Source organism: Deinococcus aquaticus (genome assembly GCF_028622095.1).
GTDB classification, from domain to species: domain Bacteria; phylum Deinococcota; class Deinococci; order Deinococcales; family Deinococcaceae; genus Deinococcus; species Deinococcus aquaticus.
Genome location: NZ_CP115165.1, coordinates 2,130,921 through 2,153,383 on the forward strand (window position 1 = coordinate 2,130,921; position 22,463 = coordinate 2,153,383).

Consider the following 22,463-nt stretch of genomic DNA (forward strand, 5'->3'; position numbering starts at 1 on the left):
ATGCCCCCCCTGCGCCTCGCCAGCCTGACGTGCAGCAACACCGACATCCTGCACGCCCTGGGCGTGACCCGGCAGCTGGTCGCCGTGGACAGCCACAGCGACGGCCCCGGCCTGGAGCACGCCGCCCGCCTCGGCCCGGACCTGAACATCGACGTGGACGCCCTGATCGCCGCCCGGCCCGACCTGGTCCTGGCGAGCCTCAGCGTGCCCGGCATGGAGCGCGTGGTAGACGCCGTGCAGGCGGCCGGTCTGCCCACCCTGATCCTCGACCCGATCAGCGTGCCCGGCGTCCTGCACGACATCCGCGTGGTCGGGGCCGCCACCGGCCAGCCCGAACACGCCCACGCCGTCGCCGACGCCCTGGAACGCGACCTGAGCGCCCTGCACCGCGCCCACTCCCGCCCGCCGCGTGTGCTGGTCGAGTGGTGGCCCCGGCCCATCATTGCCGCCACCCGCGACTCCTGGGTCACGGACCTGCTGGCGGGGCTGGGCGCCGAGAATGCCCTCGCGGGCCGCGCGGGCCGCAGCACGCCTCTGACCCTGGACGAGGTACGCGCCGCGCAGCCCGACCTGATCGTGTGCTCGTGGTGCGGCGCGAAGAAACTCCGCCCGGAGGTCATCGAGGCGCGCGGCCTGGGGGTCCCGGTCGTCGCCATTCACGAGAGTGGCCTGGGCCGCCCCGGCCCCCGCCTGCTGGAAGGCGCGCGGCAACTGCGCGCCGCGCTGGACGCCCTGCCCAGCCAGAATTAGGACCTGCGCCCCTCCGCCTCCCAGCCCAGCACCGCCCGCAGGCCGCTCAGGCAGTCCTCGCGGTAGGCGCCCAGGTCCGGGTCCGGATCCGCCAGAAAGCGCACGCTGAGGCCCTCGACCAGCGCCCGGAGCAGGCGCGCCCGCCCCGCCGCGCCCGCCTCGCCGGACAGCCGCGCCAGTTCCAGATCCACTGCCAGCGAATCCGCCAGGAACGCCCGCTGCACCGCCATGAGTGCCGGGTCGCGCGTGGCCGCCGCCAGAAAATCCAGGGACACCGTGTAGAACCGCCGCGTGTTCTCCAGCCCGTAGAACTGGTTGTCCACGTACGCGCGCAGCTTCCCGTCCGGCGACCCGGCCTGCCGCACCGCGCGCCGCGTCGCCACCGCGATCGTCCGCGAGAAGCGCCGCATGACCGCCGCCAGCAGCCCCGCCCGGCTCCCGAAGTGATACACCAGCGTGCCCCGGCTCACGCCCGCATGCGCCGCGATGTCCGCCAGCGTCACGCCCGCGTACCCCCGCTCGTAGATCGCCAGGTACGCGGCCTTCTCCAGCGCCGCCCGCCGCGCACGGTCCTGAATGGGATTCACCTTGCGCGCCATGCCGCCCAGCATCCCGGCTGCGCGGGCCGAGGTCAAGGGAGGAGGGGTGCGGGAAGCCGTGCAGGGTCCCCACGGCCTGCCTCCCGCGCCCCTTCACGCCAGCAGCGCGACCAGCAGCGTGACGCTCAGCGCGGCCAGTCCCATGCCGATGGAACTGGCGGCCCCCGTGTGCTCGCCTTCCTCGCGGGCGCGGGCGGTGCCGATGCCGTGCGCGACGGCCCCCAGGGCGATACCGCGCGCCAGCGGGTGCGTGACGCCCAGGGCACTCAGGGTGGAGGGGAGGATCAGCGCGCCGATCAGGCCGGACAGGACGGCCAGCGTGGCGGCCAGGGCGGGCGGCGCCTGCGTGAACGGCGCGAGTTGCAGCGCGACGGGGCTGGTGGCGGGCGCAGTCAGCAGGGCGCGCGCGGCGTCGGGTGTCAGGTGCAGCAGGTGGGCCAGTCCGGCGTCGGCTGCCACGGCGATCAGGGTGCCGCTGAGGCCGCCGAGCAGCAGGGCGCGCCACTGCCGGGCCAGCAGGGCGCGCAGGCGGTACAGCGGCACGGCCAGCGCCACGACCGCCGGGGCGAGCAGGGTGGTCAGGGGCTGCACGTCCCGCAGGTACGTGTCGTAGGGCGCGCGCGTGAGTAGCAGCAGCGCGGCGACGATCAGCGTGCCGATCAGGGTGGGATTCGCCAGCGGGGAGCGCACCCGCAGTTGCGCCAGCACGCCGGCCGCGAACGCCAGCAGCGTGACGGTCAGCCAGATCACGGGCGCTCCGGGTGGTCCGGGCTGCCTTCCGGGCGCAGCAGCCGCGAGGCGAGCAGTCCGGCCACGCCCGCGCCCAGCAGCAGCGCGGCCGTCATGACCAGCAGCCACAGGCCCCACGCGGCCCCGGCCCCCAGGAATTGCAGGAAACCCACGGTGGCCGGCACGAACAGCAGGCCCAGGATGCCCAGCAGGCCGTCGGCGGCGTCCGCGATCCAGTGCAGGCGCACCAGTCCGGTCCCCAGCGCCGCCCACAGCAGCGCCATGCCCACCACCGACCCCGGCAGCGGCAGGTGCAGCGCGCCCACCAGCGCCTGCCCCAGCGCCGCGAAGGCCATCAGGACGCCCAGGCCCAGCAGGAAGCGGGCCGGGGCGTTCAGGCGGGCCGTCAGGGACGCGGGCGCCGGTGGTGTGGGTGCCGGGGATGGCGGGGTCACGGCCCGTTCAGACGGCGGGCGCGTTCAGGCGGGCCAGCATGCCGCGCACGACCTGCTTGGCGTGCCGCGCGACCAGCGGCATGAACTCGCGGTAATCCACCTTCGCGTCGTGGTCGGCGGTGTCGCTGACCGAGCGGATTACCACGAACGGCACGCCCGCTTTGGCGCACACCTGCGCGACGGCCGCGCCCTCCATCTCGGCGCAGGCCGCGCCGAAGCGTGTCCAGAGGCGCTGCACGCCCTCGCGGGACGCGATGAACTGATCCCCGCTCGCCACGCGGCCGTCCAGCACGCGCACGCCCTCCACATCCCGCGCGGCTTCCAGGGCCACGGCGCGCAGCGTGTCGTCGGCGGGCCACGCGGGCAACTCGCCCGGCACCGTGCCGACCTCGTACCCCAGCGGGGTTACGTCCACGTCGTGCTGCACGCAGTCCGTGCTGATCACGATGTCACCGACCCGCAGTTCCGGGTGCACGCCGCCCGCCACGCCCGTGAAGATCACGCGGGTCGCGCCCTGCGTCAGCAGGTACGTGGTGGTCATGGCGGCGTTCACCTTGCCGATGCCGCCGCGCGTCAGCAGGACCGGCACGCCGTCCAGCGCGCCCCGGTGCAGGGTCACGCCGGGGAACGTCAGGTCCTCGCGGCCGTGCAGGTCCGCCAGTAACAACTCGATCTCTTCGTCCATCGCGCCAATAATCGCCAGCATTCCTCAGAGTGTACGCGCATGAACGCCGCCCGGGCGGAAACTCACGCGGCGCGCGTATGCTCGGGCACATGACCGACGCCGGACCCAACCCCGCCGATCCCCGCGACACGCTGGCCCCCGCCGCTCTGGACCCCACCGCTCTGGACCCCACCGCTCTGGACACCACCGCGCTGCGCCACCCGGACTCCCTGAAGTGGACGGCCTTCGACCCGGACGTGATTCCCATGTGGGTCGCGGACATGGACTTCGCGGTCGCGCCGCCCATCATGGACGCCCTGCGCGCCCGCCTGGACCGCAGCCTGGGCTACCCGCAACTGATGGGCGACCCCACCCTGAAAGCGCAGCTGGGCGAGTCCCTGGCCCGCCACGGCCTGAGCGGCCTGGGCGCCGAGCACATGACCTTCCTGCCCGGCGTGGTGCCCGGCATCTACGCCGCCGTGCACGCCCTGACCAGCCCCGGCGAGCCCGTGGTGACCATGACGCCCGTGTACCACCCCTTCCACCTGGCGATCACCGATCAGGACCGCCGCGTGGCCGGCGTGCCGCTGCGCGACGCCGACGGCGGGTACGAGATCAACTGGGCCGCCATGGACGCCGCCTCGCGCGGGTCGCGCCTGCTGCTGCTGTGCCACCCGCACAACCCCACGGGGCGCGTGTGGACCGCGCAGGAACTCGGGAAACTGCGCGACCTGGTGCTGGCCCGCGACCTGTTCGTCATGAGCGACGAACTGCACGCCGACCTGCGCTACACGGACGGCCCGTTCGAGAGTTTCGCTGCCGACCCGCGCGTGCAGAGCCGCACCGTCACCCTGACCGGCCCCTGCAAGGCCTTCAACACCGCCGGACTGGGCATCGGCGTGATGGTCAGCCACAACGCCGCGCTGCTGTCCCGCGTGCGCCGGGCCGCCGGGGGCCTGATGGGCCACGAGAGCGCCCTGAGCATCACCATGTGGCAGGCCGCGCTGCGCGACGGCGGCCCCTGGCTGGCCGATACCGTCGAGTACCTGCGCGGCAACCGCGACTTCCTGAGCGCCTACCTGCGCCAGCACCTGCCGTGGGTGAAATTCCACGAGGCGCAGGCCACCTACCTCGCGTGGCTGGACCTGCGTGCCCACCCGCGCGCCGCCGACATTCAGAAATTCCTGCTGGAAGAGGCCAGGGTCGCCGTGCACGACGGCCCGGTCTTCGCGCACGAGGGCCACAAACCCCAGTACCAGGGCTTCATCCGCCTGAACTTCGCCACCAGCCGTGAGCTGCTGACCGAGGCCCTGGACCGCATGACCGCCGCCCTGAACCGCGAGAGGTGAGGAGGCAGTAGGGAGTGGGTCGTGGTCGTGCCACTTCCCACGCCCTGTTTACTGTGCGGTGCGGGTTACACGGACTCCGATTGAATGGGTTGCAAAACCCGTTCAATCCGAGCGGAGCGAGTAGGAGAAAAACGGGTTCCGGGCGTGGAGCTGGCAGATCGGTGGTGTTCCGATCTGTCAGCGAAACAGACGGAATCCGTATTACGGCGCGGTGAGGGCGCGCAGGTTCTCGATCAGGGGGCGCAGGCGCGCGGCGCGGACTTTCAGGGCGGCGCGGTTCACGATCAGGCGCGCGGTCGAGTGGAACAGCACCTCGACTTCCTCCAGGTTGTTGGCGGTCAGGGTGCCGCCGGTCTGCACGAGGTCCACGACCGCGTCGGCCAGGCCGGTCAGGCAGGCCAGTTCGATGTTCCCGCTGAGTTTCACGGTCTCGGCCGTGATACCCCGCGAGTGCAGGTACGCGCGGGCCGCGCGGGGGTACTTGGTGCCCACGCGGGTGATCTCGCCGGTCGCGCCGACCTCGCGGATCAGGGACAGGCGGCACCCGGCGAATTTCAGGTCTACCGGCTCGTACACGGTGCGGCCCGACTCGATCAGTACGTCCTTGCCCACGATTCCGGCGTCGGCCACGCCCAGGTCCACGTAGATCGGCACGTCCTGGTTGCGCAGTTCCAGGATGGTCACGCCCGGAAACTCGTGCCGCAGCGCGCGGGACTTCTCGGGCATGGTCAGCGGCAGGCCCGCCTGCGAGAGCAGCGCGATGGCGTCCTCCAGGATGCGGCCCTTGGGGAGCGCCAGGGTCAGGTGGTCGGGGCCGCGGACCGGGGCGGGGCTCACAGCGTCACCTCCGTGCCGTTCAGGTCGGTGAAGGTCAGGCCAGCGGGTGAATCACTCACCCAGCGGCGGATGCCGCGCGCCGCGCTGAAGGCCCGCAGTTCGGCCGTGTCGTCCGTCCAGGCGAGTTCCGCGTGCAGACCCTGCGCCCGCGCCGCCCGCGCCGAGGCGAGGTCCAGGGCCAGCACCACTTCCGGCTCGGGCGGCAGGACCGGCGCGAGCGCCTGCATCAGCCGTTCCAGCCCCACCGCGAAGCCCGCGCCGGGCAGCCCGCCCTCCAGATCGTAGCGGCCGCCGCCCAGCACCGGCTGGTTCAGGCCCGCCGAGTACGCCCGGAAGGTCAGACCCGTGTAGTACCCGTAGCGGCGGCTGACGCCCAGGTCGAACAGCAGCGGCCCGCCGTACAGCGCCGCCACCCGCCGCAGGTGCGCCACCGCCTCCTGCGCCCGCAGGCCCGGCGCGAGGGCCTGGGCGGCGTCCAGCACCTCGGGCCCGCCGTACAGGTCCGTCAGGGCGTGCAGCGTGCCGCGCACCGTGTCGCTCAGGCCGTGCTGCGCGGCCAGCAGGTCCACGTCCGCGCCGCTCTTGCGGTCGATGGCGTCGTGCACGGCGGCGCGCGCCTCGCCGTTCAGGCCGGCATCCTCCAGCACGGCGTCCACGAAGCCCGGGTACCCGACTTCCAGTTGCGCCTGCACGCCCGTCGTTTCCAGCGCCGCCGCCGCGAGGTGCAGCAGTTCCGCGTCGGACTGCGCGGTCTGCACGCCGATCAGTTCCACGCCCATCTGGTTGAATTCACGCAGGCGGCCCAGTTCGCTGTTCAGGGCGCGCAGCCACAGCCGCCCCCCGTACTGGAGGCGCAGCGGGAACGGCCCCTGCGGGAAGCGCGAGCGCACCAGCCGGCCTACCGCCGTCGTGAACTCGCTGCGCAGCGACAGCACCTGCCCGCCCGAATCGATCAGTTTGAACGCCAGGGCGTCCTGCGGATGGTCCGCGCTGGCGAACTCCAGCGCCGGGACCTCCACCCCCCGGTACCCCCACGCGCTGAAACACGCACTCAGGCGCGCGCGCAGGGCCTCGCGCTGCGACCACTCGGGCGGCAGCACGTCGCGCGTGCCTTCAGGAATGAACCCGGCACGGGCGGACGGACGGATAGACGGACGGGCAGCGGACGAACTCACGCCCGGCATTCTAGACGCCCCCTGGCAGCGCGCGGTCATGCCTGCTCACGGTCCGGGGACGGCAGGAACCGATCCCCTGGAGGAGCACTCCGATTGACGGCCCCACACAGGGAGACGCCTGAAGCCTCCATTTCCCGCCCCGCAGCTGTTCCGGTCCGTGCTGCTCGGCAAAATTCACCCGCTCTGCCCGGTCGTGAAGGGCATGGCTTTATGACCGATGCTCTATACTTGCGGCATGGTTTGCCGTCCGTTTTCCCGCGCCGCCGCGTCCACGCTGCTCCTGACACTGGCCGCCGCGCTCTCGGGATGCTCCCGCACGACCGACACCTTCGCGCCGCACATCAGCGTCACCAGTGACGGCAGCGCCAGCCGCGAGCAGAGTTTCCTGATTCAGGGGTACGTGCTGGACAACGTGGGTGTCACGCAGATCGCCGTGGACGGCAAGGCCATCCCCATCCAGCCGGGCAGCGACAAACTCGCGCGCTTCCAGTTTCAGACGATGCTCAGCACTCCCACCGGCAAGTACACCATCACCGCCCGCGACGCCGCCGGCAACGAGGGCACACTGGTCCTGCCGGTCAGCGTGGACCCGGTGAAACCCACCCTGAAGATCACCCGCTTCGAACGCAGCGGCGGCGTGGTGCGCGTCTCGGGCACCGCCACCGACAACAACCGCGTGACGCAGATCCTGGTGGACGGCAACCGCCTGAACATCACGCCCGGCAACAGCGTGGACTTCTACGCCGAAACGACCGGCATCTGGGCCGACATCGCCGTCACGGACGCCGCCGGCAACACCGCCACCCTGCGCGCCCGCTGACCCGCTCCCCGCAGTGGGCGAGGGGTCCTTCATCATCCGGGCGGATGACGCTGCCGCGTGGCGGCGCGGGGTAGCCTGTGCCCTATGCACGATCTGACCGCCCTGATCCTTTCCGCTTCGTACTTCGGAATTCTGGCCATCGTCTTTGCCGAAACGGGGCTGCTGGTGGGCTTCTTCCTGCCCGGAGACAGCCTGCTGCTGGCCGCCGGGGTCCTGGCCGCCAACGGCGACCTGAACCTGGGGGGCGTCATGGTCGCCGTGATCGTCGGGGCCGTGCTGGGCTGCGTCGCCGGGTACTGGATCGGGCACCGTTTCGGGCGGAACATCTTCTCGCAGCCGAACGCGAAGTTCTTCAAGCCCGAGTACATCACCCGCGCGGAACTGTTCTTCCAGAAGTACGGCTGGCTGGCCGTGATCCTGGCGCGCTTCGTGCCGGTCGTGCGGACCCTGGTGCCCACCATGGCCGGCGTGAGCCGCATGCCGCTGGGCCTGTTCAACCTGTACAACATTGTCGGCGCGGTCCTGTGGGGCGTCAGCGTGCCTGCCCTGGGCTACTACCTGGGCGGCCTGATCCCCAACCTCGACCGGTACATCCTGATCATCGTGGGCGGCGTGGCCGTGGTCAGCGTCATTCCCATCATCCTCAAGGTCGTTCAGGCCCGCCGCGCCTGACGCCCGCCCGTACCACCCCGTAGCCCCCGTCCTGTCCGGGGGCTTTCTGCGGCCCTGACCCTCTGCCCACCCGCACTGCAGCCTCAACCGCGCCCACGCGCACGGTTCCCGGCCCGCCGCGCCGCTAGCCTGCGCGGATGCCCGCCCGCCGCCCGCCCGCTGCACCCGCCGCGCCGCCCACCCCGCCAGTCCCCACCGTTCCAGACACGTTCGCGCCGGTCAGTGACCGACTGGAAGCCCAGTACCTGCCCGGTGGCCCCGCCCCCCTCACGGGCCGCCCGGAGACGCTGCTCGCGGGCCTGATCCGCACCATCCTGGGCCAGCAGAACACCCGCGCCGCCGCCAGCCGGCAGTACGCGGCGCTGCGTGAAAGCTACCCGCGCTGGGAGGCCGCGCTGCTCGACGGCCCGGACGGCATCGAGGGCACCCTGAAAGCGGCGGGAGGCGGCCTGCACCGCAGCAAGGCCCACCACATCCACGCGCTGCTGGAAGCGCTGGACGCCACTGGAACCCTGACCCTGGAGGGCCTGCGCGACCAGACCGACGCCGCCGCCCGTGCCCGCCTGGAAGCCCTGCCCGGCGTGGGCCGCCACACCGCCAGCCTGATCCTGCTGTTTGACCTGCACCGGGCCGCCATGCCGGTCGAGGGCAACTTGGACCGCCTCGCGCGGCGCCTGGAGTGGGTGCCGGACGGCTGGACGGCCGCGCGCGTGGTGCGCTGGTTCGACGCGGTCACGCCCCCCACCTGGGCCGCCCGCGCCGCCCTGCACGTCGCGGGTGTGCGGCACGGGCGCGAGGTCTGCACGGCCCGCCACCCCCGCTGCGATACCTGCGTCCTGTCGGACCTGTGCCCGTCGGCGGCGATCCTGGGTCCCACGTCCGGGCGGGCGTGACCGCCTGCTCGGGGGCATGACCGCTATGCTCGGGGGCATGACCGCTTCCCACTTCTCGCAAGAACTCTCGGTCGCCGCCGCGCTGGCCCGTGAAGCCGGGGCGCTGCTCCTGGCGCACCTGCGCGCCGGGTTCACCGTTGAACACAAGACGGGCGCCGATGACCCCGTCACGGTCGCCGACCGCGAGGCCTCCGCGCTGATCATGGCCGCCCTGGCCGCCGCGTTCCCCGACGATGGCCTGCTGAGCGAGGAGGAAACCGACGACCGCGCCCGCCTGAACCACGACCGCGTGTGGATCGTGGACCCCATCGACGGCACCAGGGAGTACTCGACGGGTCTGCCGGACTACTGCGTCAGCATCGGCCTCGCGGTGGGCGGGCAGCCCGTGCTGGGCGTCGTGTACGCCCCGGAAACCGAGGAACTGTTCACGGGTGTCGTGGGGCAGGGCGCGTTCCTGAACGGCCAGCCCGTCGCCGCCCCCGGCAGCGGCCCGGACTGGCGCGTGGCCGTGTCGGACACCGAACACAGCCGCGAACTGCACGCCACGCCCCTGAGCGGCATGAAGCCCAGCGGCAGCATCGCGCTGAAACTCGCCCGGATTGCCGCCGCGCAGGCCGACGCGACCTTCACCATGTCCCCCCGCAGCGAGTGGGATATCGCCGCCGGGCACGCCCTGCTGCGTGCCGCCGGGGGCGACCTGACCCGCCGCGACGGGCGCGCCATCACGTACAACCAGCCGCGCCCGCACGTGGAACAGGGCCTGATCGGCGGGCAACCCGGGGCGACCGCGTGGCTCGCCGGGCAGGTGCGCGCCCTGCGCCTGCCCACCGCGCACCTGGGCGTGCAGGCCCACGAGCCCGCCTGGGCCGCCCTGAGCCCCGCCGACCGCACGGAACTTCAGGGGCACCCCGGCGTGAGTATCCGCCACACCGACGGGCACCTGCTGGCCCTGCTGGTCGTGAACCCCGACACCCGGCAGGTGCAGCGCGCCGAGGGGGACGCCTTTCACCTCGACCGCCTCACGCGGGACGTGACGCGCGCCCTGGGCACCGTCGCTCTGGGCACTGTCCAGCCCTGAACGCATGACCGACCTCCCCCCGCACGTCACCCTCAAGGCCCTGCTGGACTTCACGCCGCCCGAGTGGCGCGCCCTGCACTCCTTCTTCCGCAGCCGCGAACTGGCCGACTGGAACGACGCCAAACCCATCCGCATGCCCGAATGGCTGTTCCGCCGCGTCATGCAGGACGAGGAACGCACCGGGGAACGCCACGGTTTCGGCGTCATGGACGAACAGGGCCGCCTGATCGGCAGCGCCGAACTGTACGACCTGCGTCCCCCACCCCCCCTGAGTGCCACGACCGGCACGCTGGGCGTCATGATCGGCTACCCCGACCTGTGGGGACGCGGGTACGGACGGCAGGCCGTGCAGGCCCTGCTGCACTGGGCGTTCCGGGAACGGGACTTCCCGCTGTCCCGCATCCGCCTGACCACCTTCGGCCACAACCGCCGCGCGCAGCGGGCCTTTCTCGCCTGCGGCTTCCGCGAGGTCGGCCGCACTGAACGGCAGGGCCGCACCGACGTGCACATGGAACTCACCCGTAGCGAGTGGCTGACCCTTCAGGAGTCCCCGGACCCGTCCATCCCCGAAGGGGAATAATGCGGGTATGCGTGTCCTGCTGCCAGACCTGCCCGACTTCCGCGCCCTGAGCCAGCCCGACGAGGGAGGCGTGCCCGGCGTCACCCTCGACCACTACGACCGCGCGTACGTTCCGGACGGCCCGGCCGACGGCGTGGTCCTGTGGATGACCAGTGCGCAGACCCGCGAACGCCTGCTACAGGTTCCGGGCCTGAAGTGGGTGCTGACCCTGACTGCCGGCATCGACCACGTGCAGGGCCGCCTGCCAGACGGCGTGGCCCTGTTCAACGCCAGCCGCCTGCACGACCGCGCCGTCGCCGTGCACGCCCTGACCGGGATGCTGGCCGCCGCGCGCGGCCTGCACGTGTTCCAGGACGCGCAGGGCCGCTCGCAGTGGGCCAGCCCCGCCCTGCCCACCGACTCGCGCCTGGGCACCCTGGACGGCCTGAACATCGTCCTGTGGGGCTACGGGCACATCGGCCGGAACCTCGAGGAGCTGCTCGCGCCGCACGGCGCGCACGTGCGCGGCATCCGCAGCACCACCCCCACGGATGAACGCGACGAACTGCTGCGCGCCGCCGACTGGGTGATCCTGCTGCTCCCCAGCACCCCCGACACGCGGGGCATCGTGAACGCCGACACGCTGGCCCTGCTGAAACCCGGTGCGTGGCTCATGAACGTCGGGCGCGGCAACCTGATCGTCACGGACGACCTCGTGCAGTCCCTGCAGGAACACCGGCTGGGCGGCGCGTTCCTCGACGTGACTGACCCCGAACCCCTGCCCGCCACGCACCCACTGTGGAAGTTGCCGAACGTGATCATCACGCCGCACATCGCCAGCACCACCACCGACCTCGTCCGGCGCGGCGCGCACCTGACCCGCGACTTCCTGATCGACCTGCAACAGGGCCACGAACCCGACGGCCGCGTCACCGCCGGACGCACCTACTGACATGAACCGCGACCGGGCGCTGGTCGCCGCGCAATTCGCCCTGCTGGCAGTCATTCTCGCGGGCGGGCGACGGGGGAGAGGTCGGCCCCGATCCGTCCAGGCGGCAGGCGCGGCGCTGACCCTGGGCGGCCTGATCCTGCTCGTCTGGAGTGGCCGCACCCTGGGCCGGAACCTCACGCCACTGCCCACACCGATTGAACGCGGCACGCTGGTGCAGAGCGGGCCGTACCGACTTGTCCGGCACCCGATCTACACGGCGTTGCTGCTGCTGGCAGGCGGCTGGACGGTCGCGCGCGGTGGGCGGGTCAGTGTCGCGGGCACCCTGCTGCTCGCAGGCCTGCTGCGGCACAAGGCCGGGATCGAGGACACCGCGCTGGCCGAACTTCACCCCGACCACGCTGCGTACCGGGCGCGCACCGGGGCGTTCCTGCCGCGCCTGCCCGCGCGCTGAACGAAGCCTCAAGGTCCCGCCGGCCTCCCGGCGGCTATCCTCGCGCATGCACCTGCCCCCGCACGCGATCCGGCCCGACTACGCGGGCGGCAGCATCCTGAACCTCGCCGCGACCCTCGGCGCGCACCACGGCGTGCCCACCCACCACGCCCCCTACCGCCACCTGCTGCCGCTGGACGGCGCGCGGCACGTCGTCCTGATCGTCGTGGACGCTCTGGGCGCGGGTCAATTCCGGGCAGCCATCACGCGCGGGGACGCGCCCACCCTGGCGTCCCTGACCCCAGCGCCGGGGGCGGTCACCAGCGTGTTCCCCAGCACCACCATGGCCGCCCTGACCACCCTGCACACCGCCCGCGCGCCCGCCGAGCACGGGTACCTGGGCCTGACCGTGTGGCTGGACGAGGCGCAGGCCGTCGTGAACCTCATCCGCCTGTACGACGTGTACACCCACACCCCCCTGGCGGACGCGGGCTTTCTGGCCGCCGTGCCGTCCCTGTACCGCCAGATGAGTGACCGGGGCGTCGCCGCGCACGTCGTCATGCCCGCCGCGTACCAGAACAGCTTTCTGACCCGCTGGGCCTGCGACGGCGCCGAGTACCACCCCTACGCGCAGCCCGAGGAGGCACCCACCCTGACCGCCGCCACCCTCCAGCCGGGGCAGCCTTCGTACACGCTGGTGTACTTCCCGGAGTATGACCTGATCTGCCACGGCTCCGGCCCGGACAGTCCCGAAGCGCACGCTGAACTGCGCCGCACCGACCGCATCGTCGGCGACCTCCTCGCTGCTCTGCCCAGGAACGGCGACACGCTGGTCGTCCTGACCGCCGACCACGGCCAGAGCGCCCAGCGCCCGGACGATTACGTGGACGTCATCACCAAGAAGGTCATGAAGACCCTGCTGCGCGGCCCCGTTGCCGGGGAGGAACGCGCCGCGTACCTGCGGACCCACCCCGACCACCACGCCGAGATTGAGGTGCTCCTCACCCCGCACGCCACTCTCCTGACCGCCGACGACGCCTGGACCGGCGGCCTGTTCGGCCCACCCGCCCACGCCGACCCCCGCCTGCGCCCGCGCGTGGGCGACCTGATCGCCGTCCCGCACCCTGGCCACGCCATCCGCCGCCCCACCAGCCCCGCCCCCATGCTCGGCCTGCACGGCGGCTGGACCTCCGAGGAGATGCTCGTGCCCGTGCTCAGCGTGCGGGTCTAGCCCAGCCAGCGCAGGTGCGGGGTGACGTCCTGCACGTGGTCGCCCCAGTGAGAGTCGTGACTCCAGCGCAGCCAAGCCAGCGCGGCGGCGGCCCCGTCCGTGTCGGCCAGAGCAAGAGCCGTGCCCAGGTCGAGAGCGAGGTCCGTCAGGTCGTCCAGCGCGTCGCCGATCTCGGCGGGGAGGTCGCAGAGGCTCAGGGCGCGGCCGGTGGCCGGGTCGTAGAAGCCGAGTTCCGGCCACGCCCCGGCGATAGAGGCGCGCAGGTCGCGGTACGCCTCGCGCGGCAGGTCATCAGCGTCTGGGACGCCAAAGGGCAGCGCCTGCACCTCCCGCCGCAGGTCACTCAGCAGGTCGGCCAGTGCGCCGGGCGTAAGGCCCTCGCGGTCTAGCAGGGCCGCGTGAACCCGGTGTACCAGGGGCAGCATCAGGACAGCAGGACCGCCGGGCGTTTCTTCGGCGGGGCCTTGGCTTCCGGCAGGGTGGGCACGTGATCCTCGATCAGGCCGCCGCCCAGCAGGCGCGGTCCGGCGTACAGCACGGCGCTCTGACCGGGCGCGACCGCGAACTGCGGGTCCGCGAAGGCCAGCTCGAAGCCGCTCTCGTCGGCGCGGATCACGCGGGCCTTGACGGGCGCGGTGCGGTAGCGCACCTGCACTTCCAACTCGTCGGGCAGGTCGGTCAGGTCGATCAGGTAGTTGGCACTCTGCGCCTTCAGGCCGGTCCACAGGCAGTCGTCGTAATCGCCCACCCAGACGGTGTTCGTGTCGGGCGCCAGATGCACGACGTGCCGCACCCGGTGCGACTGGTACAGGCCCAGGCCCTTCTTCTGGCCCAGCGTGTAGAACTGCGTGCCCAGGTGCTCGCCCACGACCTCGCCGCTGCTGATCTCGCGGATGAAGCCCTGGCTCTGCGGAATGTGCTCGGCGACGAAGTCCTGCACCTTGCCCGGCACGAAGCAGATGTTCTGACTCTCGGGTTTCTGCGCCGTCAGCAGGCCGCGTTCCTCGGCGATCTGACGCACCTGCGGTTTCTCCAGCTCGCCCACCGGAAACAGGATGTACGGCAGCGCGTCACGCGGCGTGCCCCACAGGAAGTACGTCTGATCCTTGCGGGGATCGTCGCCCCGATGGAACTCCACCTCGCCCTGCGCGTTCTCCACGCGTTTCACGTAATGCCCGGTCGCCACGTAGCGGCAACCCAGCATCTTCGCTTTCTTCACCAGTTCGTCGAACTTCACTTTCGTGTTGCAGTTCACGCAGGGATTCGGCGTGCGGCCCCGGCTGTACTCGTCGATGAACGGTCCCACGATGTGCCGCTGGAACTGCTCGCGGTAATCCAGCAGGTAGAACGGCACGCCCACCTGCTCGGCCACCCGCCGCGCCTCGTACGCCGCGTCCGGCGAGCAGCACGAGTCGAAGGTGTCCGTGCGTTTGTCGTCCGGCCAGAAGCGCATCATGGCGCCCACCACCTGATACCCCTGATCCTTCAGCAGGGCCGCCGTCACCGACGAATCCACCCCGCCGGACATGGCGCACAGCACCCGCTCGCCCGCCACAGGGGCCGGAACAGGAACGGAAGGGACAGGCGAGGTGGGTGCGCTCATACAGCCGCGCAGCTTAACAGAGGTGTTCAGAAGCGGCGGTGACGCGCGCGGCAATTCGGCCCGCTGGTACTCGACCGGCCCGCCTCCACGTGCATCCCGCCCGTGTGGAGCGCACCACCCGGCCCTCACCCCACCACCAGCCGCCCGGTACACTCCCGGCATGAGCATCCCCGCCGACGCCCTTCACGCCGCCGCGCAGCAGCACGGCACGCCCCTGTACGCCTACGACGCCGCCGAACTCGACGCCTCGGTGGCCCGCGTCCGCACCGCGTTCGGGAACGCCCGCGTGTACTACGCCATGAAAGCCAACCCCAACCTCAGCATCCTGCGCCGCCTGCACACCCAGGACGTGGGCTTCGAATGCGTCAGCGCCGGAGAGATCGCCCGCGCCGCGCACGTCGGCGCGACCGGCGAGAACCTGATCGTGAACGGCCCCGCCAAGAGCCCCGCCGAGTACGCCCTCGGCGCGCAGCTCGGCGCGACCTTCATCATCGACCGCGAGGAAGAAGTCGCCCTGCTGCCCCCCGCCTCCCGCGCCCTGATCCGCGTGAACCCAGCCCTGAACGTCAGCACCCACGACCACCTCGCCACCGGCGCCGCCGACAGCAAATTCGGCGTCACCCCCGAACAGGCCCCCCGCATCATCAGCGCCCTGCGCGCCGCCGGGCACACCGCCCTGGGACTGCACGTCCACATCGGCAGCGCCATCCGCGACGCCCACGACTTCACCGCCGCCTTCGCCCGCCTGAACGACCTGCGCCCCCACACCGGCCCGCTACCCGTCCTCGACACCGGCGGCGGCTGGGGCATCGGCGCGGACCTGCCCGGCATCGCCCGCGAAGCGCACGCCGCCGCCGCCACCTTCGGCGCGCAACTGTGGGTCGAACCCGGCCGCTCCCTCGTCGCCACCGCCGGCACCCTCCTCACCCGCGTCGTCGGCACCAAAACCACCGGCCGCCCCTTCGCCCTCCTCGACGCCGGCATGACCGAACTCCTGCGCCCCATGCTGTACGGCGCGCAGCACCCCGTCACCCCCCTCTGGCAGCGCGAAAGCACCAGCCAGTGGGACCTCGCCGGCCCCGCCTGCGAGAGCGGCGACCTCCTCGGGCGCAACGTCACCCTGCCCACCCCCCACCCCGGCGACCTCCTCGCCATCCACGAAGCCGGCGCGTACGGCGCCGCCATGAGTAGCAACTACCTCACCCGCCCCCGCCCACCCGAACTGCTCTGGGAACGCAGCCAGTGGACCGTCATCCGCCAGCGCGAAACGCCGCAGGACATCTGGCGCGCCGAGGAGAGCGGGGAGTAAGCCGTGGGCACCGCAGGGATGTGCGAAATATCGCGTCCTCATGGGCACATTCGTCGCGCGGCAATCCCGGCCTGAGCTAGCGTGACGACGTCATGATCGTCAAGGACCTCGAACCGCAAACCCATACCGATCCCCTGCGCCGCGCCGGGTACGAGGCCGAACGCCAGATGGCCCACTACCTCAAACGCGCCTTCGCGGAGGATGGATACAAATTCGTGTTTCATAATCTCAGGCTGGTCCGCAAGGACGAGGTGGCGCAGATTGACCACCTGATCCTGCACCGTTACGGCCTGATGATCGTGGAAAGTAAGAGTGTGGCCGGACAGGTCAGCGTCAACGAACACGGCGAGTGGATCCGCTGGTGGAACCGTCAGGGCAGGGGCATGCCGTCGCCCGTGCTTCAGGCACGCCGGCAACTTGACCTCCTGCTGGCCCTGCTGGAAGACCACACGACCGAACTCATGGACCGTTCGATGCTGGGACTCAAGCAGCGGACGTTCACGGGCATCCGGCGGGACGTTCTGGTCGCCATTTCCGATAGCGGCCGAATTACCCGCAAGTCGGAAGTTCCTGAACTGGTCAAGGCTGATCAGGTGCCAGAGCGGATCGGCAGTCTCGTGCAGCAGCAGTTCGACAGGACGTTCGGGAGTTTCGGCTTTACCGACGCCGAAATGACCCGCCTTCAGTCGTTTCTGAAAGCACGGCACGTGGCTGTGAGTGCCGTCGAGGATTACGTGGCACAGCGCGAAGCAGAAGGCGAATCGGTGCGGGGTGAGCCGGTCGGCCGTTCTGCGTTCCCACCGCGCCCCGTGCGTTTTGGGCAGCCGGAGCCAGTGTTCGAGGCGTCTCCTCTGGCGTCCCCGGAGCGTTCCTCGTCGCCTGTCCGCACGTCGCAGGAGCGGCAGGCGCAGGCGCGGCCCCGCCCGGATGTGGCGTGCCGCGCCTGCTCGTCCGTGAACGTGACGGTGCAGTTCGGGAAGTACGGGTACTACCTGAAGTGCGCTGATTGTGGTGGCAACACGCCTGCCAAACCCGTGTGCGCGCAGTGCGGTCAGCCGGGCAAGGTCAGTAAGCGGGGGCTGGAGTTCACGGCGACCTGCGCGGGTGGGCATTCCTGGGCGTACTGGACGAACCCGGCCTGAGCGGGGGGTAGGAAGCGGGGCCTGACTGCGCCCCGCTTCTTGCCCCCCGCGCCTTGCTCAGAAGCTGTCGCTGCCGCCCACGCGGACGCCCTGGTAGTAGGCGTAGGCGGCGCTGTAGCAGGCGGGTTGCTTGTACCAGCTCTTGGCGTTGCAGATGGCTTTCATGTTGGTGTGGAAGGCCTCGTCGCTGGTCAGGCGGTTCGCGTCGGTGCGCTGGTAGACCTTGAGGTTGCGGTACGCGAAGTCGTGCACGTTGCACGCCGGGCGGAAGTCCTCGCGGTAGCCCAGGCCCAGGCCGTCGGGGGCGCTGCATCCGTCGCGCGTCCAGTCCAGGCCGGCGTAGGGGAGACTGGTGCCGTTGTACGCGGCGTACTGGGTGTTGTAGTTGCCCACGGTGCCCCAGCCGGTGCGTTTCACGTAGGCTAGGCGGTCGCTGGTCAGGTCCAGGCCGCTGATGCTGGGTGCGGCGGGCAGGGTCAGGACGCGGGGCGTTTCGCCGTACGCTTCGCGCAGCGTGGCGAGGAGTCCGGGGTCGTTGCCGTAGCGGGCGAGGATCGCCTGACTGCCGGCGTCCTGCAGTTCGGGGCGGGAGGCGTAATCGCTGGCGATCAGCGCGCCGGTGGGTGCGGCCGTCTGGGAGCAAGCGGCGAGGGTCAGGGAGAGCAGGGCGGCGGCGGGCAACATGAATGAACGCATGGCGACTCCTGTGGGCAGGTGGGGTGTGGGGGGCGGGTCTGGGTTGTGGATCGCCTTTCAGTGTACGCCGGCCTGTCAGGGGGATGCCAGGGCGGGCCGGGTATCATGGGTGGTAATGACGGTTCCTCCTGTGTCTGCTCCTGCCGCCCTGCCCGATACGACCCGTGCCCGCATTCAGCAGGAGGCGGCGCGCCTGTTCGTGCAGAGCGGGTATCACGGCGTGAGCATGCGCGAGGTCGCGGAGGCCGTGGGTGTGACCAAACCGGCCCTGTACCACCATTACGCCGACAAGGAGGCGCTGTTCCTGGCGATGCTGGAGGGCACGCTGGCGGGACTGGCGCGGCTGGTGGCGGCCGCGAACGCGCAGGTGGGCATTCGCCTGCAACTGGATACGCTGGTGTACGAGTTACTGGCCAGCGCGCCCGAGCAGCGGGTGGGTCTGCAACTGGCGGGCGAGTTACGGCACGTGAGTGCCGAGCGGCGCGGCGCGTTCGAGCGTGAGTACCGCCGCGTGTGGATCGGGGGCCTGTCGGAATTGTTCGAGCTGGCGGCCGCGCGGGGCGAGTTGCGCGCGGACGTGGTCCCGGCGATGCTGGCGCGGGCGTTCCTGGCGCTCACGTACCCGCTGGTGACTGGGGCGCCGTCCAGTGATCCGCAGGGCATGGGTCGGGCGCTGCTGGCCGTGTTCCTGGACGGCGCGACCCCCCGCTAAAGCCTCCCGGGTTGATGAGGTGACCCCCGGTTGCATGAAGGTCCTTGAGCGTCCTGCCATGCAGCGGGGCGGGCGTCCCGTCAGCATGAACGTTGGTCGCGTGGCACGGGCGCGGTGACAGGGCAGTTGGCCGGTTTCCTGGGCGCGCGTGGCAGCGCCCGTTTTCTGTTCTCAGGGAGTGACTCAGGTGGAATCACTGTTCGGTTGGATAACGCAGCCCGAGGCGTGGCTGGCGTTCGGTACGCTGCTGCTGCTTGAGGTCGTTCTGGGCATCGACAACGTCATTTTCATCTCGATCCTGGCGGGCAAACTGCCGCCGGAGCAGCAGCAGCGCGCGCGGACCATCGGCCTGCTGGGGGCCATGTTCATGCGGCTGGGCCTGCTGTTCTCGATCAGCTGGATCTACAGCCTGAAAAACGAGCTGTTCGAGGTGTTCGGGCAGGGCTTCTCGGGCCGGGACCTGATCCTGATCTTCGGCGGGTTGTTCCTGCTGTACAAGGCCGTCAAGGAGATGCACGAGCAGCTGGAAGGCCCGGAGCACGGCGCGGGCTCGTCGGGGGGCGCGGTGGTCGGGGCGAACTTCGCGGCGATCATCGGGCAGATCATGCTGCTGGACATCGTGTTCAGCCTCGACAGTGTCATCACGGCGGTCGGGATGGCCGACGACATCGGCGTGATGGTCTCGGCGGTGGTCGTGACGGTGGCGATCATGCTGGTGGCCGCGCGGCCCATCGGGGACTTCGTGCAGGCGCACCCGACCGTGAAGATGCTGGCCCTGTCGTTCCTGCTGCTGATCGGCGTGAACCTGATCGCGGATGGCTTCGGTTTCAAGATTCCCAAGGGGTACACGTACTTCGCGATGGGCTTCGCGATTGCCGTGGAACTGCTGAACCTGCGGATGCGGCGCGGCAAGCCCGTGCAACTGCACGGCTCGGACCGCCAGCCGGACTGAACTGGCAGCCCGAATAAACAGTGTGTGCCTGCGCGCCCCTGCCTAACTGGTGGGGGCGTTTTTTGGGGCGCTGGTGGTCGGGGGGGCTGCCGTCCGGCCGGGCCAGTTGGCGAGCGCCGCGCCTCCCAGGATCACGCCGGCCGCCGCCCAGACGGTCAGCGGCAGGCGTTCGTGCAGCAGCGCGGTACTCAGGATCAGGGCGATCACGGGGGCCAGGGTGTTCCAGACGCTGGTGCGGGCCGCGCCGAGTACCTGCGCGCCGCGCGCCCACGCGAGGTACGCCACGACGTTCGCGCCCAGGCCGCTGAGCGCCACGCCCGCCCACGCCAGCGGCGGCGTGCCGCTGAGCTGCACGTGCGGCGCGGCGTACAGCAGGTACGGTAGGCTGCCCAGCGCGAGGCTGAACGCCACGAACGGCAGCGCCCCCACGCGCGCCGAGAGGGTGCGGTTGAACAGCGTGTACAGCGCCCAGGCGGTCGCGGCGGCCAGCAGCCACGCCATGCCGCTCAGCGTGACGGGCGATCCCGGTTGCCGGGTCAGGAGCAGCAGCGTCAGCAGGCCCGCGAAGGCCACGCCCACGCCCGCCGCCTGCCGCCGCGTGACCGCCTGCCCCAGCAGCAGGCCCAGCGGCAGCACCAGCACGGGCACCAGGCCGTTCACGACGCCCGCCACGCCCGCCGGGGACAGCCGGATGCCGATCAGGAACAGCGTCTGGAACACGCTGTTGCCCAGCAGGCCCACGCCCGCCACGATCAGCCACGTCTGCCAGGTCCAGCGGGGCCAGCCGTGGGCCCGCACGGCCAGCGTGACCAGCACCGTGGCGGCCAGCAGGAAGCGCCCGGTGTTGATGCTCTCGGCGTTCAGGTGCGACAGCAGCGCCTTGAGCAGCACCACGTTCCCGCCCCACAGGATCACGGTGACGATCACGCCGGTCAGGGCCAGCCGCGTGGTCCGCGCGTCAGGGCCGGCCGCGCTGGCCGGAAGGAGTGGGGGAGGGGAGGGCACGTCCGCGAAGATACCCCCGCCGCCCGCCGGACTGGCCGCGTGACCGGGACGCGCCGGGGCGGCCCGCGATCCGGTAGGATGACCCCGCCTGAAGGAGATCACCACTGTGTCCGTTACCCGCCTGGAAATCTGCACCGAACACCTCACCATCGATCAACGCGAGGATCTGCTCGACGCCGTCTGGGCGGCGCTGCGCATCAGCCCCGGTATGGTCACTGCCGACGGGAACGTCGAACTGAGCCTCAAGCACTGCGGGGACTCCGTGTCGCCCGAGGACGCCCCGCTGGTCCGCGTGAACGAGATTGAGTACCGCAACGTGACGCCCGAACGCCTCGTGACCCTCATGAAACGCTGGTCCCGCTAGGGAGCGCCCGCCTCCCCCGACTGAGGGCCCGTACTGCCCACCTGACCCGACTTCAGGGCCGTCCAGAAGGCGGCCCAGAGGCGGGTCAGGGTTGGTTCAGGCTGCCGGGCTGGGCGGGGGGGCGTCCAACCTGCCCGGCCGCCAATGCGACGAGCGCGGCGTTCAGGCAGGTGTCCTGCCCCTGGGTGGTCAGGGCGTTCAGGTCCGTGGGGGCCGGCACGTCGGGCGTCACGTGTGCCGGCAGGGGCGTCCCGTCGGGCCAGAAGGCGCGCAGGACCGTCACGGAGACCACGCCGCCGTCCGGCAGGGGATCGAAGGTCACGCCGCTGTTGCCCACGCCGCGCGTGACTTCACCCACGGCCAGCACCCCGGCCCGCTGCGCGTAGTACGTGAAGACCTCCGAGCACGAGGCGGTGTTCGGGCCGACCAGCACGGCGGCCGGGCCGCGCCACACGGCCGTGTCCGGGGGCTGCTGGCGGTCCTGCGGGCCAGCGGGCCGGCCCTCGATACCGGCGTACATCGCGCCGCCCGTGCGGTAGCGGCTGCGGTACTGGGTAGGCCCGAAGATGCTGGCGGCCGCCACGCACTGCGTGAGGCTGCCGCCCCCGTTGAAGCGCAGGTCGACCAGCAGCGCGCGGGCGCCCCCGCGCCTTGCTTCCTGCACGCGCGCCAGGAACTGCTCGGCCGTGTCGGACGGCAGGAACGACGTGACCGAGATCAGCGCGGTGCGGCTGTCCGGCCCGACCCAGTTCAGGGTGGGTTCATCCCGCGCGCGCAGGGTCGCGCTGGCCAGGGTCACAGGGCGGGGCGCGCGGCCCGGCGCGGTCACCTCGACCTGAATGGGCTGCGCGGCGCGTTCCAGTCGCGTGAATTCCCGGGAGTCCAGCAGGTTGGAGTCCAGCAGGGTCCCGTCCCCACCCCCGCCCATCGCCGGTTCGCGCACGCCGCCAGCCGGGGCGGGGTTCTTCCCGGCGGGCCGGCCGTTCACGCGGGTCAGCAGGTCGAAGGGGCGCAGGCCCGCCTGCTCGGCCGGGCTGCCCGGCATGACCGACGCGACCAGAAGGCCGCCCGGCACGCTCACCACGCGCGCGCCCGTGCGGGGTACCGCGAGGTTCTCCTGCACTTCCCGCAGGCGCAGCGCACTTTCCGGGTCGCGCACGCTGGTGTGGGCGTCCCCGACCTGCGCGAACAGTTCGGTCAGGACTTCACGGCCCGTCTCGAAGGGGCAGGCGTCCCCGGCGGGCGCGCAGCGGTCATCCAGGGTGCGGCCGTACTGCTCGGTCAGGCCCTTCAGGTCGGCGGTACTCCAGCCGTAGTAGTCGCGCAGGACGTGCCTGGTGGCCTCGCGGTACAGGTCGGTGGCCGGACTGGCGGCCGCCAGCGGAAGCGCCGCGCACAGCAGGGCGGCCGTCAGGGTGCGCCAATTGCGGATCGGGTTCAGCAGCGCCTGACGACGCGGTGATGGATTGAAGGGCACCCACCCAGGC

26 protein-coding genes are annotated in these 22,463 nt (G+C 71.4%); 15 read left to right on the forward strand and 11 right to left on the reverse strand.

Features of this window, described 5'->3' with window-relative positions:
* A complete protein-coding gene (locus M8445_RS10295) occupies positions 1-750 on the forward strand; it encodes a helical backbone metal receptor (protein ID WP_273987671.1) in 750 nt (249 codons plus the stop codon).
* On the opposite strand, the gene M8445_RS10300 is transcribed toward M8445_RS10295, so the two are convergent.
* From M8445_RS10300 to M8445_RS10315, 4 genes are all read right to left on the reverse strand, one after another.
* Entirely contained in the window at positions 747-1,349 is a 603-nt protein-coding gene (locus tag M8445_RS10300; RefSeq protein ID WP_273990885.1) for a TetR/AcrR family transcriptional regulator, read from the reverse strand. The two genes, M8445_RS10295 and M8445_RS10300, sit on opposite strands and share 4 nt — an antisense overlap.
* A gap of 93 nt (positions 1,350-1,442) precedes the next feature.
* Positions 1,443-2,099, reverse strand: coding sequence for an LrgB family protein (locus M8445_RS10305; protein ID WP_273987672.1), 657 nt, complete (start codon positions 2,097-2,099; stop codon positions 1,443-1,445).
* Positions 2,096-2,533, reverse strand: a complete 438-nt coding sequence (locus M8445_RS10310) for a CidA/LrgA family protein (RefSeq protein WP_273987673.1) — start codon at positions 2,531-2,533, stop codon at positions 2,096-2,098. Before M8445_RS10310 ends, M8445_RS10305 begins: the two co-directional genes overlap by 4 nt.
* Before the next feature lie 7 nt (positions 2,534-2,540).
* The gene (locus M8445_RS10315) at positions 2,541-3,239 is read right to left on the reverse strand and encodes a 5'-methylthioadenosine/adenosylhomocysteine nucleosidase (protein WP_273987674.1); all 699 of its coding nucleotides are present in this window, start codon (positions 3,237-3,239) and stop codon (positions 2,541-2,543) included.
* A 68-nt stretch (positions 3,240-3,307) separates the two neighbouring features.
* Between M8445_RS10315 and M8445_RS10320 the strand changes: the two genes are divergently transcribed.
* Positions 3,308-4,546, forward strand: a complete 1,239-nt coding sequence (locus tag M8445_RS10320) for a MalY/PatB family protein (protein WP_273987675.1) — start codon at positions 3,308-3,310, stop codon at positions 4,544-4,546.
* A 201-nt stretch (positions 4,547-4,747) separates the two neighbouring features.
* On the opposite strand, the gene hisG is transcribed toward M8445_RS10320, so the two are convergent.
* Together hisG and M8445_RS10330 are read right to left on the reverse strand one after the other, a co-directional pair.
* Positions 4,748-5,383, reverse strand: coding sequence for an ATP phosphoribosyltransferase (gene hisG / locus M8445_RS10325; RefSeq protein WP_273987676.1), 636 nt, complete (start codon positions 5,381-5,383; stop codon positions 4,748-4,750).
* The gene (locus tag M8445_RS10330; protein ID WP_273987677.1) at positions 5,380-6,567 is read right to left on the reverse strand and encodes an ATP phosphoribosyltransferase regulatory subunit; all 1,188 of its coding nucleotides are present in this window, start codon (positions 6,565-6,567) and stop codon (positions 5,380-5,382) included. Before M8445_RS10330 ends, hisG begins: the two co-directional genes overlap by 4 nt.
* A 226-nt stretch (positions 6,568-6,793) precedes the next feature.
* On the opposite strand from M8445_RS10330, the gene M8445_RS10335 reads away from it, so the two are divergent.
* The 8 genes from M8445_RS10335 (at position 6,794) to M8445_RS10370 (ending at position 13,193) form a co-directional block, all read left to right on the forward strand.
* Complete coding sequence (locus tag M8445_RS10335) at positions 6,794-7,378, forward strand: hypothetical protein (RefSeq protein WP_273987678.1); 585 nt, start codon at positions 6,794-6,796, stop codon at positions 7,376-7,378.
* A gap of 84 nt (positions 7,379-7,462) precedes the next feature.
* Positions 7,463-8,050, forward strand: a complete 588-nt coding sequence (locus M8445_RS10340; RefSeq protein WP_273987679.1) for a DedA family protein — start codon at positions 7,463-7,465, stop codon at positions 8,048-8,050.
* A 137-nt stretch (positions 8,051-8,187) separates the two neighbouring features.
* Positions 8,188-8,943 carry an endonuclease III domain-containing protein gene (locus tag M8445_RS10345; protein WP_273987680.1) on the forward strand — a complete coding sequence of 252 codons (756 nt, stop codon included), beginning with the start codon at positions 8,188-8,190 and terminating at the stop codon, positions 8,941-8,943.
* A 37-nt stretch (positions 8,944-8,980) separates the two neighbouring features.
* Positions 8,981-10,021, forward strand: coding sequence for a 3'(2'),5'-bisphosphate nucleotidase CysQ (locus M8445_RS10350; RefSeq protein WP_273987681.1), 1,041 nt, complete (start codon positions 8,981-8,983; stop codon positions 10,019-10,021).
* 4 nt (positions 10,022-10,025) lie between these two features.
* Positions 10,026-10,601 (forward strand): GNAT family N-acetyltransferase, encoded by a 576-nt coding sequence (locus tag M8445_RS10355; protein ID WP_273987682.1) that lies wholly within the window; start codon positions 10,026-10,028, stop codon positions 10,599-10,601.
* 7 nt (positions 10,602-10,608) lie between these two features.
* On the forward strand, positions 10,609-11,532 hold the full coding sequence (locus tag M8445_RS10360; protein ID WP_273987683.1) for an NAD(P)-dependent oxidoreductase: 924 nt from the start codon (positions 10,609-10,611) through the stop codon (positions 11,530-11,532).
* Between the two features lies 1 nt (position 11,533).
* Positions 11,534-11,983 (forward strand): methyltransferase family protein, encoded by a 450-nt coding sequence (locus M8445_RS10365; protein ID WP_273987684.1) that lies wholly within the window; start codon positions 11,534-11,536, stop codon positions 11,981-11,983.
* 46 nt (positions 11,984-12,029) lie between these two features.
* Positions 12,030-13,193 carry an alkaline phosphatase family protein gene (locus tag M8445_RS10370; RefSeq protein ID WP_273987685.1) on the forward strand — a complete coding sequence of 388 codons (1,164 nt, stop codon included), beginning with the start codon at positions 12,030-12,032 and terminating at the stop codon, positions 13,191-13,193.
* Here M8445_RS10370 and M8445_RS10375 read toward each other — a convergent pair.
* Together M8445_RS10375 and mnmA are read right to left on the reverse strand one after the other, a co-directional pair.
* A complete protein-coding gene (locus M8445_RS10375; RefSeq protein ID WP_273987686.1) occupies positions 13,190-13,618 on the reverse strand; it encodes a DUF5063 domain-containing protein in 429 nt (142 codons plus the stop codon). The genes M8445_RS10370 and M8445_RS10375 overlap by 4 nt on opposite strands.
* Positions 13,618-14,796, reverse strand: a complete 1,179-nt coding sequence (gene mnmA, locus M8445_RS10380) for a tRNA 2-thiouridine(34) synthase MnmA (protein WP_273987687.1) — start codon at positions 14,794-14,796, stop codon at positions 13,618-13,620. The genes M8445_RS10375 and mnmA overlap by 1 nt, the downstream gene beginning before the upstream one ends.
* Before the next feature lie 160 nt (positions 14,797-14,956).
* Here mnmA and lysA point away from each other — a divergent pair, with 160 nt between their 5' ends.
* Positions 14,957-16,105, forward strand: coding sequence for a diaminopimelate decarboxylase (gene lysA / locus M8445_RS10385; RefSeq protein WP_273987688.1), 1,149 nt, complete (start codon positions 14,957-14,959; stop codon positions 16,103-16,105).
* Between the two features lie 92 nt (positions 16,106-16,197).
* Entirely contained in the window at positions 16,198-17,247 is a 1,050-nt protein-coding gene (locus tag M8445_RS10390; protein WP_273987689.1) for a nuclease-related domain-containing protein, read from the forward strand.
* A 57-nt stretch (positions 17,248-17,304) separates the two neighbouring features.
* Here M8445_RS10390 and M8445_RS10395 read toward each other — a convergent pair whose 3' ends face one another.
* Positions 17,305-17,943, reverse strand: coding sequence for a phospholipase A2 (locus M8445_RS10395; protein ID WP_273987690.1), 639 nt, complete (start codon positions 17,941-17,943; stop codon positions 17,305-17,307).
* Positions 17,944-18,058: 115 nt separating this feature from the next.
* Here M8445_RS10395 and M8445_RS10400 point away from each other — a divergent pair, with 115 nt between their 5' ends.
* The gene (locus M8445_RS10400; RefSeq protein ID WP_273987691.1) at positions 18,059-18,655 is read left to right on the forward strand and encodes a TetR/AcrR family transcriptional regulator; all 597 of its coding nucleotides are present in this window, start codon (positions 18,059-18,061) and stop codon (positions 18,653-18,655) included.
* 187 nt (positions 18,656-18,842) lie between these two features.
* On the forward strand, positions 18,843-19,607 hold the full coding sequence (locus tag M8445_RS10405) for a TerC family protein (RefSeq protein ID WP_273987692.1): 765 nt from the start codon (positions 18,843-18,845) through the stop codon (positions 19,605-19,607).
* A 42-nt stretch (positions 19,608-19,649) separates the two neighbouring features.
* Here M8445_RS10405 and M8445_RS10410 read toward each other — a convergent pair whose 3' ends face one another.
* Positions 19,650-20,612: a DMT family transporter gene (locus tag M8445_RS10410; RefSeq protein ID WP_273987693.1), complete on the reverse strand. Its 963-nt coding sequence runs from the start codon at positions 20,610-20,612 to the stop codon at positions 19,650-19,652.
* A 106-nt stretch (positions 20,613-20,718) separates the two neighbouring features.
* Between M8445_RS10410 and M8445_RS10415 the strand changes: the two genes are divergently transcribed.
* A complete protein-coding gene (locus tag M8445_RS10415; protein WP_273987694.1) occupies positions 20,719-20,976 on the forward strand; it encodes an NAD(P)H-dependent oxidoreductase subunit E in 258 nt (85 codons plus the stop codon).
* 85 nt (positions 20,977-21,061) lie between these two features.
* Here M8445_RS10415 and M8445_RS10420 read toward each other — a convergent pair whose 3' ends face one another.
* Positions 21,062-22,453: a S41 family peptidase gene (locus M8445_RS10420; protein WP_273987695.1), complete on the reverse strand. Its 1,392-nt coding sequence runs from the start codon at positions 22,451-22,453 to the stop codon at positions 21,062-21,064.
* Between the last annotated feature and the right edge of the window lie 10 nt (positions 22,454-22,463).